Below are 14,161 nucleotides of genomic sequence, written 5' to 3'. Positions count from 1 at the left end.
ATGACGGTCCGCAAGCAACGGTTGCTGAAGCGTCATCGCCAGCGCAAGCGCCTGTTCATGCTGGCCGCCCTGCTGGCGCTGGTCCTGCTCGGCGCGCTGGTCGCCTGGTGGCTGGTGCCGCTGGTCCTGGCGCTGGGCTGGATCGCCCACGAGGCCTGGTTCGCCGATCACCTGTTCTATCGCCCGCGGGACGATTACCGGCATGCCTTCCCACCCGACGTCCCGGCCCTGCCGGCGCGCCTGGAGCAGGGCCGGCTGCTGCTGGATGGCGATATCGGCGCGGCCGAGACCCTGATCCTCGAAGTGCGCGTCACGGCCGGCCCGCTCGGGCGGCTGTTCGATCCGCAGGTGTGGATCGGCGACGATCGCCAGGATTTCGAGCGCGGCGTCGACGGGCTGCGCTACCTGAACCTGTCCGGCCAGCAGGAGGCATTGCGCGCCGGAAGCCTGCGCATTCGCGGGCGCTTCTGCAAGCTGGCCGGCACTGCCACCCTGCATGTCCTGAGCAATCCGGATTATGCCGGGCGGCGTCTGCTGATCGTCGCTCCCCATGCCGACGACGCCGAACTGGCCGCCTTCGGCCTCTACAGCCGCTCGCCGGAGGTCGCCATCGTCACCCTGACCCAGGGCGAGATCGAGGCCGGGCGCTACCGGCGTTTCGGCCTCGATCCGGCGGCCGCGGCGCGCCTCAAGGGCCGCCTGCGCTGCTGGGACAGCCTGGCGGTGCCGCTGTGGGGCGGTGTGCCGCAGAGCCGTTGCGTGCAGCTCGGCTACTACTGCCTGCAACTGCCGGCGATGGCCGCCGAGCCGCAGCGGTCGTTCGGCTCGCGCGAATCCGGCGAGAGCGACATCCGCAGCGCGCGCCGGCACAACCCGCTGCCGCTGCCCGGCGATGCCGACGGTGCGCCGACCTGGAGCAATCTGGTCGCCGACCTGCGCGCGCTGCTCGAACACTTCCGTCCCGAGGTGGTGGTGACGCCGCATCCCGAGCTGGACCCGCACGCCGATCACGTGGCGGCCAGCCGCGCCTTGCTCGAGGCGGCCGCCGGCAGCGCCTGGCGTCCCGGAACCCTGCTGCTCTACGCCAACCACCTGCACGACAACGACCGCTGGCCGATGGGCCCGGCCGAGGGCGGCATCGCCCTGCCGCCGGTCATCGAGCCCCTGCCGGCCGATGGCCTGTGGAGCCCGTGCCTGGATGCCGGAACCCGGCTGGACAAGGCCGCGGCGCTGGCCATGCAGCATGACCTGCAGACGCCGCTGCCGGCGAAGAAGCGCCTGCGCCGGCTGATCCAGCGGTTCCTGGCCGGACGCCGCTGGCCGCTCACCGGGGAAGACGAATTCTTTCGCAAGACGGTGCGCCGGCACGAGTTGTTCTGGGTGCGCCCCTGCACGGCCGACGCACCGGCCATGCATGCGCACGGCCCGGAGCAGACGGGCGACCAGCCCTTGCATGCGCTATGATCGCCGCCGATTTCCACACGTTCGCGGAGACTCCATGAAGCTGTCCATGCCCCGTTTCGATCGCTCCCCCGTGCTGGTGGTCGGCGACGTCATGCTCGACCGCTACTGGCATGGCTGCACCACGCGGATTTCCCCGGAGGCGCCGGTACCGGTGGTGAAGGTCGAGCAGATGGAGGACCGCCCGGGCGGCGCGGCCAACGTCGCGCTGAACATCGCCGCCCTGGGCGGCGCGGCCACCCTGGTCGGGGTGACCGGCGCCGATGAGGCGGCCGACAGCCTGGCCCGGAGCCTGGCCTCGGCCGGCGTGGACGTGCATTTCCAGCGCATCGCCAGCCAGCCGACCATCGTCAAGCTGCGGGTGATGAGCCGTCATCAGCAATTGCTGCGCATGGATTTCGAAGAGCCGTTCGCCACCGACGCCGCGGCCCTGGCCGCCGAGGTCGAGGGATTGCTCGCCGGCATCCGGGTGCTGGTGCTCTCCGATTACGGCAAGGGGGCGCTCAAGAACCACCAGGCGCTGATCCAGGCGGCGCGTGCCCGTGGCATCGCGGTACTGGCCGACCCCAAGGGCAAGGACTTCGGCATCTACCGCGGCGCCGACCTGATCACGCCGAACCTGGCCGAGTTCGAGAATGTCGTCGGCCGCTGCGCCGACGAGGGCGAACTGGTGGCCCGTGGCGCGCGACTGATGGCCGACCTCGAACTCGGCGCCCTGCTGGTGACCCGCGGCGAGCACGGCATGACCCTGATGCGCCCCGGCCATCCGCCGCTGCACCTGCCGGCGCGGGCCCGCGAGGTGTTCGACGTCACCGGCGCCGGCGACACGGTGATCTCCACCCTGGCCGCGGCGCTGGCCGCCGGCGAGGAGCTGCCGCAGGCGGTGGCCCTGGCCAACCTGGCGGCCGGCATCGTGGTCGGCAAACTGGGCACCGCGACGATCAGCGTTCCCGAACTGCGCCGCGCGGTACAGCGCGAGCAGGGTTCGGAGCGCGGCGTACTGGGGCTCGAGCAACTGCTGCTGGCCATCGAGGACGCGCACGCCCAGGGCGAGAAGATCGTCTTCACCAACGGCTGCTTCGACATCCTCCACGCCGGCCACGTGACCTATCTGGAGCAGGCTCGCGCCCAGGGCGACCGGCTGATCGTGGCGGTCAACGACGATGCCTCGGTGACCCGCCTGAAGGGGCCGGGCCGGCCGATCAACACGGTGGACCGGCGCATGGCGGTGCTCGCCGGGCTCGGCGCGGTGGACTGGGTGATCAGCTTCGCCGAGGACACTCCCGAGCGCCTGCTTGAACAGATTCGCCCGGACGTGCTGGTCAAGGGCGGCGACTACGGCATCGATCAGGTGGTCGGTGCCGATATCGTCCGCGCCCATGGCGGCGAGGTGCGGGTGCTGGGGCTGGTGGAGAACAGCTCCACCACCGGCATCGTCGAGAAGATCCGCCGGCAGCCGTGACGCGGAAAAACCTTTCTCGAATCCATCGCGCCGCCCTGCCCGAAGCGTGCGGTTCGCAAGTTCTCGTGGAGGAGGGATGTCGCTCGACATTTTGGCACCGACTGCAGGAGCCCAGGCGTTCCGCCGTGACATAAACGGATTGCGCGCCTGGGCCGTGACGGCCGTGGTGCTGTACCACTTCGGCCTCGCCGGGTTCGACGGTGGCTTTGTCGGCGTCGACATGTTTTTCGTCGTCTCCGGCTTTCTGATGACCGGCATCATCGGCAAGGGACTGCAGCGGGGCGATTTTTCCCTCTGGAATTTCTACCTGGCCCGCGCCCGGCGGATTCTTCCGGCCTTGATCGCGCTGGCAGCGGTGCTGCTGGCGGCCGGTTGGTTCTTCCTGATGCCCAGGGAGTACGAGGCGCTCGGTGGGGATGCCCGGCGAACCCTGCTCTTTGCATCCAACCTGCGCTACCTGCGGGAGTCCGGCTATTTCGACGAGGAGGCCCACGAGAAATGGCTTCTGCATAGCTGGTCGCTGTCCGTGGAGTGGCAGTTCTATCTGCTGCTGCCCGTACTGCTGCTGGCCGTCTGGCGGTTGTTTCCGGGGCGGCGGGCAATGGTCCTGGTCCATGTCCTGTTATTGCTCGTCTCCTTTGGCGTCTGCGTCGCACTGACCCTGAGCGAGCCGCCCAAGGCGTTCTACCTGTTGCGGTCGCGGGCATGGGAGTTTCTGGCTGGCGGCCTGCTCTTCCTGTTCGCTGAGAACCCGAGGCTTTCCGCCCGTACCAGGCTAACTCTGGAGTGGCTTGGCCTGCTCTCGATCGTCTGTGCCGTGGTCTTTCTGGACTCGTCGAGCCGCTGGCCGGGTTGGCTGGCGCTGGTGCCCTGCATCGGGACCCTATCGGTACTGCTGGCACGGCGCGAAGCTTCGCCCTGGACCGGCAATGCCGTGGCCCAGTGGCTTGGCACCCGCTCGTACTCGATCTATCTGTGGCATTGGCCGCTGGTCGCGGGCCTTGCCTATTGCGAGAAGCTGGACAGCCCGGCCTGGGTCCTGTCCGCGCTCTTCGCGACCCTGCTGCTTGGCCAGCTTTCCTATGCCTCGATCGAGCTTCCGGCACGGCGTGGCTTGCACGGGCAGGCGCCCCGATGGGTCGCCGCCGCTCTGCTAGAGCATTTTTACCTTATCCCGATTCATATCCGGCTGCCTCGAAGTAGTGCCTGCAGTCCTGTGCAGAGAACTGCGCAATCGCCTCGCCAATGCTCTGCCACAGCTCCGGCACGGTCCGCGCCGCCGCCTTTCTCAGCAGTGCCTTGAGCTTGGAGAAGGCCATCTCGATCGGGTTCAGGTCGGGGCTATAGGGTGGCAAGTAGCGCAGGGTGGCTCCTGCGCCTTCGATGGCCTGGCGTACCCCCGCCACCTTGTGGGCCGGCAGGTTGTCCATCACCACGATATCGCCGGGCGTCAGCTCGGGTACCAGGACCTGCCCGACATAGGCCAGGAAGACCGGGCCGTTCATGGCGCCATCGAGCACCAGCGGCGCGCTCAGGCCATCCACCCGCAGGCCGGCGGTAAAGGTCGTGGTTTTCCAGTGGCCGTGGGGGATCGCGGCCCGGCAGCGCTCGCCGCGAGGGGCCCAGCCCCGCAGGCGGGCCAGGTTCGTCGAAGCGGCGGTTTCGTCGACGAAGATCAGCTTGCGCCAATCGAAACCGGACTGCTCCTCGATCCATCCCTGTCGGGCTGCCTGGACGTCCGGCCGTTGCTGCTCGGCTGCATGCGCGGTCTTTTTTTGAACGTCATGGCGTGCCGGTCGAGAAACGTCCACACCGTCGCCAGGCTGACACGGACGCCACGCTCCCGTTCGAGGGTCGCGGCGAGTTCGGCCAGCGTCAGGTCGGGGGTCTGCTCGAGCAGGCCGAGCAGGTAGTCCGCATGGGGATCGAGCCGCAAGCCCCGGGGCTTGCCCTGTCGGCGGGCGACGAGTTCCCCGCCTTCCCGGAAGCGCCGCACCCAGACGATCGCTGTTGCCGTCCCGACGTCGAATCGCTCGGCGGCCTGCCGAGCCGATAGCCCACCCATGGCCGCGTCGACGACGCGCCGGCGAAGGTCAATGAAATGGACTCCCCCCTCCTACGGCGTCAATGCACCAGACTGAAGTTGCTGGAAACAGCAGTCACCAGAGGAGAGCGTCCCCATGAAACTCAAGCGGATAGGCGTCGATTTGGCAAAGCAGGTGTTCCAGATTCATGGCGTCGACAGCCACGAGCAGGCGGTCTGTCGCAAACAGCTCAAACGCTCGCAAATGCTGGACTTCTTTCGTCAACTCGAACCCTGCACGGTGGCGATGGAGGCCTGCGGCAGCTCCCATTACTGGGCGCGCGAGCTGAGAGTCCTGGGACATGAGGTGCGACTGATCGCACCGCAGTTCGTCAAACCCTACGTCAAGAGCGGCAAGAACGACGCCAATGACGCCGAAGCGATCTGCGAGGCGGCCAGTCGACCGAACATGCGTTACGTCGAGGTGAAGAGCGCCGAGCAGCAGGCCGGCCAGGCCCTGCACCGGATCAGGAGCCGCCTGATCCGGGCGCGGACGGCGCTGGTCAACGAGATTCGCGGGTTGCTGGGCGAGTTTGGCCTGGTCGAGAGCCGGCACGGCGTGGCGGCTACCCGCCGACTGGCACAGGCGGCCTTGGCGGATGCCGAGAACGGCCTGCCGGGCCAGATGCGCGGGTTACTGGTGGAGTTGCAAGGCGAATTGGTCGAGCATGAAGCGCGCTTGTCTCGTCTCGACGAAACGATCCAGCGCCAGGCTCGCGAGGACGAGCGGGTGGAACGCCTGATGCTGGTCGAGGGCATCGGTCCGATCACGGCCACCGCCCTGGTGTCGGCCGTGGGCGATGCTCGCCAGTTCCGCAGCGCCCGGCAGTTCGCTGCCTGGCTGGGGTTGGTTCCTCGCCAACACTCCAGCGGCGGCAAGGAGCAGCTGGGCCCGATCAACAAGCGAGGCGATACTTACTTGCGCACGCTGCTGGTTCACGGAGCCCGAGCGGTGCTCAGGCACTGCCAGGACAAGGCGGATCGACGCAGCCAGTGGCTCCAGCGCTTGCTGTGTCGACGCAACCCGAACATCGCCACGGTCGCTTTGGCGAACAAGAATGCCCGGATCGTCTGGGCGATCCTCAGTCGGGGAGATTGCTATCAACTTGGCTGAAAATAAAATCGCAGGCTGCACAGCCTGCAAAATGTTGAGCAGTAACCAGTAGATCCACCCCGATTGCACAGTGACATGCAGCGATGACGAACCGGTCGAACCGGCATGTGTAAAGCCTGCACAGTGCGTCGGCCCCCTGCAAGCAAGGCCGCTAGATCAATCAGGCACACATGAGCGGATTTTCATCATGGCTCGGGGCAGCCAATGCCTCATCGGAAGCCGGATATACGCAAGCAGTCGTACCTACGTTCGTCGGCAGGGCAAATCACTGGCAAACCGGGGGGAGTCCATATACGCACTGTATGCCCGAGCCATTCTGGTCTCCTTGTCCGAGCGGGAGAGGAGAACCGAAATGACCAGGAAGAGCAACCCCTGTATGTCGAATTCGTATTTTCTAAAAATGCTCTAGTGGCGGCTTTTCCGCCCGTGCTGGCCGCCGTCTGGATACGCGAAACCGATGGTCTCCCACAGCGTCTGCCCGCCGCCGTGGGCGCGATCGAGGCCCAGGCCGACAATCGCAACCCACGGCAGGACGAATGCCTGGACAAGGGTGCCGCCTGCACCTTCGGTGGTCCTTCGATCGAGGCGCTGATGGTGGGCGACAGTCATGCCGATGCGGTAGTCATGGCGGCACAGGCCGCGCTGCCCGGTTCGCGACGAGGCATCCGGTTCCGGGCCGCGCCCCTGTGTCTGCCCGTCTTCGGCGCGCACGCGGTCGAGAAGACGTATGCGGCGCCCTGTCTGGCCCTGAAGAGGAGTCTGAAGGCCGAACTGGCCGATGCCTCCTCCGACGTGCCGGTTATCGTGATAAACCGCACCTCCGTGTATGCCATGGGCTACAACGAAGAGTTCGAGGGTGGGGAAACCGGCCGGCCCCTGGTGTTTTTTTCCTCGCCTGCCGACAGGGCCTCGCCCGAATATCTGGAGGAGTTTCGTCGGCATTATCTGGCGACCGCCTGTGAGATCGCCGGGCATCGGCCGCTGTTCCTGATGCGGCCCATTCCCGAGATGGCGATAGATGTGCCTCACTCCATGGCGAAAGCGATGCTGATGGGCGCTCCGCGGAAGGTCTCGATCACACTGGCGGAATACCACGCGCGGCACGCCTTCGTCTGGGGCCTTCAGGACGAGGCCCGCGAGCAATGCGGCGCCCGGATTCTGGACCCCTTGCCTTACCTGTGCGACGACAAGGTCTGCCATGGCAGCCGGAACGGCCGTCCGCTCTATGCGGACGACGATCACCTGAGCGAGTACGGCAATCGCCTGTTGGTGCCGATGTTCGCCAAGGCTTTCGCCTCCATGCAGAAAGAAGGCGAGGCCTTGGCGCCTCGGTACAAGGAGGCGAGGTAAAAGGGCACTGGTGTGCGTGCCCTCGGTGAGGGAAGCCGGAGAGGTCTTCCCGAGGGCTTCTCTCAGCCCAGGGCTCCGCTGCGCTGCGCTGCCGGCTTGGCGGCTTTCTGTTCCAGGGTGTCCCACAGGGACTGCCAGTCGCGCCAACTGATCCGTTCCTCGCGCACCACCCAGCCGTCCTGCGGGGCGAAACTTTCGGCCAGCCAGAGATCCCGGGTGTCGACCGGGCGCAGAAAGCCCTGCTGCAGGATGTAGAGTTCGTCCGCCGGGCGCCGGTTCTGGTCGAAGGGCAGCAGGTAGATGTCCGGGTTGTCGTGGTCGATGCGGGCGATCAGGGTGTCCTCGTGCAGGCACTCGTCGGCGTGCAGCAGGCTCAACTGGCGCAGTTTCTCCGGAAGTTCCAGGCGCATGTCGTAGACCAGTTGCAGCGAGGCGGTGGGCAGGTGCACGTAGGCCCGCGGACGCTCCAGCAGGGGCATGCTGCCGCAAGACACCGGGCGGGCTGCGCCGGAAAGCGGACTCAGGCGGAAGGAGGTGTTGTCGCAGTAGTGCAGGACATTCTCGTAGGGCGCCGGCAGCCAGGTATCGCCGAAGCGTCCGGTCAGCCAGCACTGCGGGGTCTGCAGCAGGCATTCCTCGGCGACCTCCTGGATCGCCGTGAGCAGCGGCAGGTTCAGTTCGTGGGCCGGTACGTAGCCGGAGATCGGCTTGAGCACCACATCGCCGCGATCCTGGCGCTGCTGGCGCACCAGCACCCAGTAGTCGCGGCCCTGCCAGGAGAGGGTCAGGCGCACGGAGACGCCCAGGTTGGCCAGTTCCAGGGCGAAGCGCTGGGTATCGGCGACCTCGACCGGACGGCGCCGCTCGAGCATCTGATTGAAATTCAGTGGTTGGCCGAGAGCCTGGTAGCTGAGTCCTTCGGGAGTGGCTTCCACGAACAGGGGAAGGGTCTTGAAGGCGCGCGGGTTGCGCTTGGCGATGATGGTCGACATGGCGGCTCCTTAGTCCTGGGCCGGCCGCGTTGGCGGCCCTTTATTGTCTTTCTTGGCGGATGACGGCTGCTGCTGCCGAGATGTTATCCGACAAGTGTAGTGGGTTAATAGTTCCGATGATCGCGCTGGCGACACCGGGATGCTGGAATAACAACTCGAAGCTGGCGCGAACCGGATCGGTGCCGCCATCCAGGCAGACATGCCCGCTGGCCAGGGCCTTCTTGACGAGAATGCCCTTGCCATGGATCGCGGCGTAGTCGGCCACCGGCCGTTCGCGCTGGTCGTTCAGGTTCAGGGTGATCATGGCGCAGTCGCCTTGCTGGAGGGCCAGCAGGCCGCCCTCGACGGTCTTTCCGGACAGCCCGAAGGCGCGGATCTTGCCCTCGCGCTTGAGTTCGGCGAGGGTCTGGTAGACGCCGCTCTCCCGGAGGATGGCGACGTCGTTGCCGTCCGAGTGCACCAGGATCAGGTCGATGCGGTCGGTTTCCAGGCGCTTCAGGCTGCGCTCGACGGAAAAGCGGGTGTGCGCCGGGGAGAAATCGAAGCGCGAGCGGCCGTTCTCGAATTCCTCGCCGACCTTGCTGACGATCACCCAGGCGTCGCGCTGGCCGCGCAAGAGCGGGCCGAGGCGTTCCTCGCTGACCCCGTAGGCCGGCGCGGTGTCGATCAGGTTGATGCCCTGCTCGCGGGCCAGGGCGAGCAACCGGCGGGCCTCGGCGTCGTCCGGGATGCGGAAGCCGGTCGGGTACTTCACCCCCTGGTCGCGGCCCAGCTTGACGGTACCCAGGCCCAGCGGGGAGACGCTCAGGCCGGTGCCGCCCAGCGGACGGTGCAGGTCGTGGAGGGTGGCGAGGCTCACGGCAGCAGTTCCTCCCAGGCCGGTCGCGCCAGCGGCGGACGGGGCAGGGCGGGCAGCGGCGGATGCGCCGCCGGGCGCACGGCGTCCCGTTCGAGGCTGGCGAAGATTCGGTCGGCCAGGTCCGGGGCGAGGGCCAGCTTGGTCGGCCAGCCGACCAGCAGGCGGCCCTGTTCGGCGAGGAAGGCGTTGTCCGGACGCGCCAGGGCCGACTGCGCCGGCTCGGCGCGGTCCACCCGCAGGGTCGCCCAGCGCGCCTGGCTCAGGTCGATCCAGGGCAGCAGGTCGTTCAGTTCGTGGCGGGCCGTGACGATCTGCCGGGTCTCGTCGCGGGCTACGCCCTCGGCCTCGGCCAGGTCGCCGCCCAGATACCAGACCCACTGGCCGTCGGCGGCCGGATGGCTGGTGACGGTCAGTCGCGGCTTGACGCCGCCGCCCAGGCAATGGGCATAGAGCGGTTCGAGGCTCGGTGCCTTGAGCATGACCATGTGCAGCGGGCGCCGCTGCATGGCCGGCTGGCTCAGGCCGAGCGCGGCCAGCAGTTCGGCGTTGCCGGCGCCGGCACAGAAGACGATGCGCTGGGCGCGGATTTCCCGGCCGTCCACGCTCAGGCCGACCAGTTCGCCGGCTTCGCGCAGCGGGGCGATCTCGCGGGCGGCCAGCAGAGCGTCACCGGCCAGCTCGGCGAGGCGGCCGATCAGGCTGGGCACGTCCAGCACCAGTTCGTCGAGTCGATAGACGCTGCCGCGGAAGGCGGGATCGCGCAGCGCCGCGGGCAGGGCGCCGTCCTTCACCTGCTCGACCCGCGCGCGAACCGCCTTGCTGGCGAAGAAGCTGGTCAGCTTGCCGGCCAGGGTGCCGGGCGACCACAGATAATGGGCATCGGACAACAGGCGCACGCCGGAGAGGTCCAGCTCGCCGTCGCCGGCGAGCGCCCGGCGCCAGCGCCGCGGCATGTCGGCGATGGCCTCGGAGGCGCCGGTCAGCGCGCCGTGCAGGGCGTATTTGGTGCCGCCGTGGATGATCCCCTGCGACTTGACGCTCTGCCCGCCACCGAGGCTGGCGCTCTCCAGCAACAGGGTGGCGTAGCCGGCCTGGCGCAGGCGGGCGTTCAGCCAGAGGCCGGCGATACCGCCGCCAACGATCAGGACGTCCGTGCCGAGGGTTGGGAGCATACAGGGTCTCGTTGAGTAAAAGAGTCGGATTATAGCGGCTGATTCGAGGTCGTGGAGCCTATATCCAACGGGCTTGGATTGGGACCATAGGAGATAAAGGGGCGGCAGTTTATTGATCTCGGTCAGCATGAAGCATGCCATTCGTCGGTCTTTTGCCATCGACTCGCCCACGACTTTGGTCGTGCAGTCGTGACAATGTCATGAACCTTGCGACCGTCGGACGCTTTGTTAAGCTGCGCCGCCATGAACCGGACCCTCTATAGCCTGCTGCTGCATCTCGCCCTCCCGCTGATCCTCCTGCGCCTGGCCTGGCGCGCCTGGCGCGCGCCGGCCTACGCGCGGCGCATCGGCGAGCGCTTCGCCCTCGGCCTGCCGGCGCTGCGCCCGGACGGCATCTGGGTGCATGCGGTATCGGTCGGCGAGAGCATCGCCGCCGCGCCGCTGATCCGCGCCCTGCAGGCGCGCCATCCGGAGCTGCCGCTGACCGTCACCTGCATGACGCCGACCGGCTCCGAGCGCATCCGCGCGCTGTTCGGCGACAGCGTGCAGCACTGCTACCTGCCCTACGATCTGCCCTGGGCCGCGGCGCGCTTTCTCGACCGGTTGCGGCCGCGCCTGGCGGTGATCATGGAGACCGAGCTGTGGCCCAACCATGTGCACCAGTGCGCGCGGCGCGGCATCCCGGTGGCGCTGGCCAACGGCCGGCTGTCGGCGCGCTCGGCGCGCGGCTATGGGCGCTTTCCCCGGCTCACCGCGCCGATGCTCGCCGAGATGAGCTGGCTGGCGGTGCAGAGCGAGGCCGAGGCCGAGCGATTCCGCGCGCTGGGTGCCGGCGGCGGGGCGGTGACGGTGACCGGTTCGATCAAGTTCGACCTGGCCGTCGATCCCGGACTGCCGCCACGTGCGGCGGCGTTGCGTGCGCAGTGGGGCGCGGCGGATCGCCCGGTGTGGATCGCCGCCAGCACCCACGCCGGCGAGGACGAAATCGTTCTCGCCGCCCACCGCCGGCTGCTGGCGCGCTTTCCCGAGGCGCTGCTGATCCTGGTGCCGCGCCATCCCGAGCGTTTCGCCCAGGTCTTCGAGCTGTGCCGCCGCGAGGGCTTCGCCTGCGTGCGGCGCTCCGGCGGCGAGGCGGTCGGGACGCGGACCCGGGTGCTGCTCGGCGACACCATGGGCGAGATGCTGTTCCTCTACGCCCTGGCCGACGTCGCCTTCGTCGGCGGCAGCCTGGTGCCCGGCGGCGGGCACAACCTGCTGGAGCCGGCGGCGCTGGGCAAGCCGCTGCTGAGCGGGCCGCATCTGTTCAACTTCCTCGACATCGCCGCGCGGCTCGCCGAGGCCGGCGCCCTGCGCCAGGTGAGCGACGCCGGCTCGCTGGCTTCCTCGGTCGATGCCTTCTGGCGCGAGCCGGCGGCCGCCGCGCGGGCCGGCGCGGCCGGCAAGGCCGTGCTCGAAGCCAACCAGGGCGCGCTGGCGCGATTGCTGGAGGGGCTGGAGCGGTTGCTGGCGCGATAGCCGTCTTTTCCGACGGGCCGGCATGCGCCTGTTGGTGTTCTGCGCGCAGCTTGTTTAGACTCAGCCGGTACTTGTCGGGGTGCCCCTGTGGGGGCTGAGATCGGCCGAGGCCGGGTCCCGTTGAACCTGATCAGGGTGACGCCTGCGTAGGGAACAAGACGTCCTCGCTGTTCGGCGGGGATTTCTCCATGCTCCGGCATGCCCGCGCTCGCTCCGATCGACCCCGACAATCCATACCCCGGACGAGATGGAGTGCCTTGATGAACGTGACAGAACAACAGAAGAACCTGAGCGAGTCCGCCCAGGTCGACCAGCAGTCCGTACAGCCCTTCCCGCGTTCGCGGAAGATCTACGTCACCGGCTCGCGCCCGGACATCCGCGTGCCGATGCGCGAGATCGGCCTGGACGTGACACCCACCGCGTTCGGCGGCGAGATCAACCCGCCGGTCACCGTCTACGACACCTCCGGCCCCTACACCGACCCGAACGTCGTCATCGACGTGCGCAAGGGGCTGGCCGACGTGCGCAGCGCCTGGATCGAGGATCGCGGCGACACCGAGAAGCTGCCGGGCCTGACCTCGGAGTTCGGCCAGCGCCGCCTCTCCGACCCGGAACTGGCCGCCATGCGCTTCGCCCACGTACGCAACCCGCGCCGCGCCAAGGCCGGGCACAACGTCACGCAGATGCACTATGCCAGGAAAGGCATCGTCACCCCGGAGATGGAATACGTCGCCATCCGCGAGAACATGAAGCTCGCCGAGGCGCGCGAGGCCGGCCTGCTCGCCGCGCAGCATCCGGGGCAGAGCTTCGGCGCCAGCATTCCGAAGGAAATCACCCCCGAGTTCGTCCGAGCCGAAGTCGCCCGCGGCCGCGCCATCATCCCGGCCAACATCAACCACGTGGAGCTGGAGCCGATGATCATCGGCCGCAACTTCCTGGTGAAGATCAACGGCAATATCGGCAACTCGGCGCTGGGATCGAGCATCGAAGAGGAAGTGGCCAAGCTGACCTGGGGCATCCGCTGGGGCTCGGACACCGTGATGGACCTGTCCACCGGCAAGCACATCCACGAGACCCGCGAGTGGATCATCCGCAACTCGCCGGTGCCGATCGGCACGGTGCCGATCTACCAGGCGCTGGAAAAGGTCGGCGGCATCGCCGAGGACCTGACCTGGGAGCTGTTCCGCGACACCCTGATCGAGCAGGCCGAGCAGGGCGTGGACTACTTCACCATTCATGCCGGCGTGCTGCTGCGCTACGTGCCGCTGACCGCGAAAAGGGTCACCGGCATCGTCTCCCGCGGCGGTTCGATCATGGCCAAATGGTGTCTGGCGCATCACCAGGAAAACTTCCTCTACACCCACTTCGAAGACATCTGCGACATCATGAAGGCCTACGATGTCAGCTTCTCCCTGGGCGACGGCCTGCGCCCCGGCTCGGTGGCCGATGCCAACGACGCCGCCCAGTTCGGCGAACTGGAAACCCTCGGCGAACTGACCAGGGTCGCCTGGAAGCACGAGGTGCAGACCATCATCGAAGGCCCCGGCCACGTGCCGATGCACATGATCAAGGAGAACATGGACAAGCAGCTCGAATGCTGCGACGAGGCGCCGTTCTACACCCTCGGCCCGTTGGTCACCGACATCGCCCCCGGTTACGACCACATCACCTCCGGCATCGGCGCGGCGATGATCGGCTGGTTCGGCTGCGCCATGCTCTGCTACGTGACGCCCAAGGAGCACCTCGGCCTGCCGAACAAGGACGATGTGAAGACCGGCATCATCACCTACAAGATCGCCGCGCACGCCGCCGATCTGGCCAAGGGCCATCCGGGCGCGCAGATCCGCGACAACGCGCTGAGCAAGGCGCGCTTCGAGTTCCGCTGGGAGGACCAGTTCAACCTCGGCCTCGATCCGGACACCGCGCGTGCCTTCCACGACGAGACCCTGCCCAAGGACTCGGCCAAGGTGGCGCACTTCTGCTCCATGTGCGGGCCGAAGTTCTGTTCGATGAAGATCACCCAGGAAGTGCGCGACTACGCCGCCGAGCACGGCCTGTCCGAGGAAAGCCAGGCCGTCGAGGCCGGTTTCCGGGAGCAGGCCGAGCGCTTCCGCGAAGAGGGCTCGGTGATCTACAAGCAGGTCTGAGCTCTC

At 67.7% G+C, this 14,161-nt stretch carries 10 protein-coding genes, 1 pseudogene and 1 riboswitch; of the genes and pseudogenes, 7 read left to right on the top strand and 4 right to left on the bottom strand.

From position 1 onward, the window contains the following. The 3 genes and pseudogenes from AVCA_RS20350 to AVCA_RS26930 form a co-directional block, all read left to right on the top strand. Positions 1-1,464 (top strand): PIG-L deacetylase family protein, encoded by a 1,464-nt coding sequence (locus tag AVCA_RS20350; RefSeq protein WP_012702953.1) that lies wholly within the window; start codon positions 1-3, stop codon positions 1,462-1,464. Between the two features lie 34 nt (positions 1,465-1,498). Then, entirely contained in the window at positions 1,499-2,923 is a 1,425-nt protein-coding gene (gene hldE, locus AVCA_RS20345; RefSeq protein WP_012702952.1) for a bifunctional D-glycero-beta-D-manno-heptose-7-phosphate kinase/D-glycero-beta-D-manno-heptose 1-phosphate adenylyltransferase HldE, read from the top strand. After that, positions 2,841-3,986: pseudogene (locus AVCA_RS26930) on the top strand (acyltransferase family protein); the annotation flags it as partial. The gene hldE and the pseudogene AVCA_RS26930, both read left to right, overlap by 83 nt. Before the next feature lie 106 nt (positions 3,987-4,092). On the opposite strand, the gene AVCA_RS25530 reads toward AVCA_RS26930, so the two are convergent. Next, positions 4,093-4,988, bottom strand: a protein-coding gene (locus tag AVCA_RS25530; RefSeq protein WP_236616287.1) for an IS630 family transposase whose coding sequence is annotated in 2 segments (ribosomal slippage) — positions 4,093-4,694 and positions 4,694-4,988 — 897 coding nt in all. Because the reading frame shifts where the segments join, the coding sequence is not laid out codon by codon here. Positions 4,989-5,103: 115 nt separating this feature from the next. Between AVCA_RS25530 and AVCA_RS20330 the strand changes: the two genes are divergently transcribed. Beyond that, positions 5,104-6,120 carry an IS110-like element ISAzvi2 family transposase gene (locus AVCA_RS20330; protein WP_012702950.1) on the top strand — a complete coding sequence of 339 codons (1,017 nt, stop codon included), beginning with the start codon at positions 5,104-5,106 and terminating at the stop codon, positions 6,118-6,120. Positions 6,121-6,546: 426 nt separating this feature from the next. After that, a complete protein-coding gene (locus tag AVCA_RS20325; protein WP_139239907.1) occupies positions 6,547-7,470 on the top strand; it encodes an SGNH hydrolase domain-containing protein in 924 nt (307 codons plus the stop codon). Positions 7,471-7,532: 62 nt separating this feature from the next. On the opposite strand, the gene AVCA_RS20320 is transcribed toward AVCA_RS20325, so the two are convergent. From AVCA_RS20320 to AVCA_RS20310, 3 genes are read right to left on the bottom strand one after another with little or no spacing between them, the layout of a single operon-like run. Then, positions 7,533-8,462: a hypothetical protein gene (locus tag AVCA_RS20320; protein ID WP_012702949.1), complete on the bottom strand. Its 930-nt coding sequence runs from the start codon at positions 8,460-8,462 to the stop codon at positions 7,533-7,535. A gap of 40 nt (positions 8,463-8,502) precedes the next feature. Next, positions 8,503-9,321: an aldo/keto reductase gene (locus AVCA_RS20315; RefSeq protein WP_012702948.1), complete on the bottom strand. Its 819-nt coding sequence runs from the start codon at positions 9,319-9,321 to the stop codon at positions 8,503-8,505. Beyond that, entirely contained in the window at positions 9,318-10,493 is a 1,176-nt protein-coding gene (locus tag AVCA_RS20310) for an NAD(P)/FAD-dependent oxidoreductase (protein WP_012702947.1), read from the bottom strand. Before AVCA_RS20310 ends, AVCA_RS20315 begins: the two co-directional genes overlap by 4 nt. 243 nt (positions 10,494-10,736) lie before the next feature. Here AVCA_RS20310 and waaA point away from each other — a divergent pair, with 243 nt between their 5' ends. Both waaA and thiC read left to right on the top strand, forming a co-directional pair. Further along, the gene (gene waaA / locus AVCA_RS20305) at positions 10,737-12,008 is read left to right on the top strand and encodes a lipid IV(A) 3-deoxy-D-manno-octulosonic acid transferase (protein WP_012702946.1); all 1,272 of its coding nucleotides are present in this window, start codon (positions 10,737-10,739) and stop codon (positions 12,006-12,008) included. A gap of 65 nt (positions 12,009-12,073) precedes the next feature. After that, positions 12,074-12,178, top strand: a riboswitch (TPP riboswitch). A gap of 90 nt (positions 12,179-12,268) precedes the next feature. Next, positions 12,269-14,155 carry a phosphomethylpyrimidine synthase ThiC gene (thiC, locus tag AVCA_RS20300; RefSeq protein WP_012702945.1) on the top strand — a complete coding sequence of 629 codons (1,887 nt, stop codon included), beginning with the start codon at positions 12,269-12,271 and terminating at the stop codon, positions 14,153-14,155. Positions 14,156-14,161 lie beyond the last annotated feature (6 nt).

This window comes from Azotobacter vinelandii CA (genome assembly GCF_000380335.1).
Classification (GTDB): Bacteria; Pseudomonadota; Gammaproteobacteria; order Pseudomonadales; family Pseudomonadaceae; genus Azotobacter; species Azotobacter vinelandii.
Note: the sequence above shows the minus strand (reverse complement) of the source record. Positions and strands in the feature narration are given on the sequence as shown.

Bases quoted from the DNA above. Each gene is read 5' to 3' on its own strand.
- AVCA_RS20330 (WP_012702950.1), top strand. From the start codon at position 5,104: ATGAAACTCAAGCGGATAGGCGTCGATTTGGCAAAGCAGGTGTTCCAG.
- AVCA_RS20310 (WP_012702947.1), bottom strand. From the start codon at position 10,493: ATGCTCCCAACCCTCGGCACGGACGTCCTGATCGTTGGCGGCGGTATC.
- thiC (WP_012702945.1), top strand. From the start codon at position 12,269: ATGAACGTGACAGAACAACAGAAGAACCTGAGCGAGTCCGCCCAGGTC.
- AVCA_RS20320 (WP_012702949.1), bottom strand. From the start codon at position 8,462: ATGTCGACCATCATCGCCAAGCGCAACCCGCGCGCCTTCAAGACCCTT.
- hldE (WP_012702952.1), top strand. From the start codon at position 1,499: ATGAAGCTGTCCATGCCCCGTTTCGATCGCTCCCCCGTGCTGGTGGTC.
- waaA (WP_012702946.1), top strand. From the start codon at position 10,737: ATGAACCGGACCCTCTATAGCCTGCTGCTGCATCTCGCCCTCCCGCTG.
- AVCA_RS20350 (WP_012702953.1), top strand. From the start codon at position 1: ATGACGGTCCGCAAGCAACGGTTGCTGAAGCGTCATCGCCAGCGCAAG.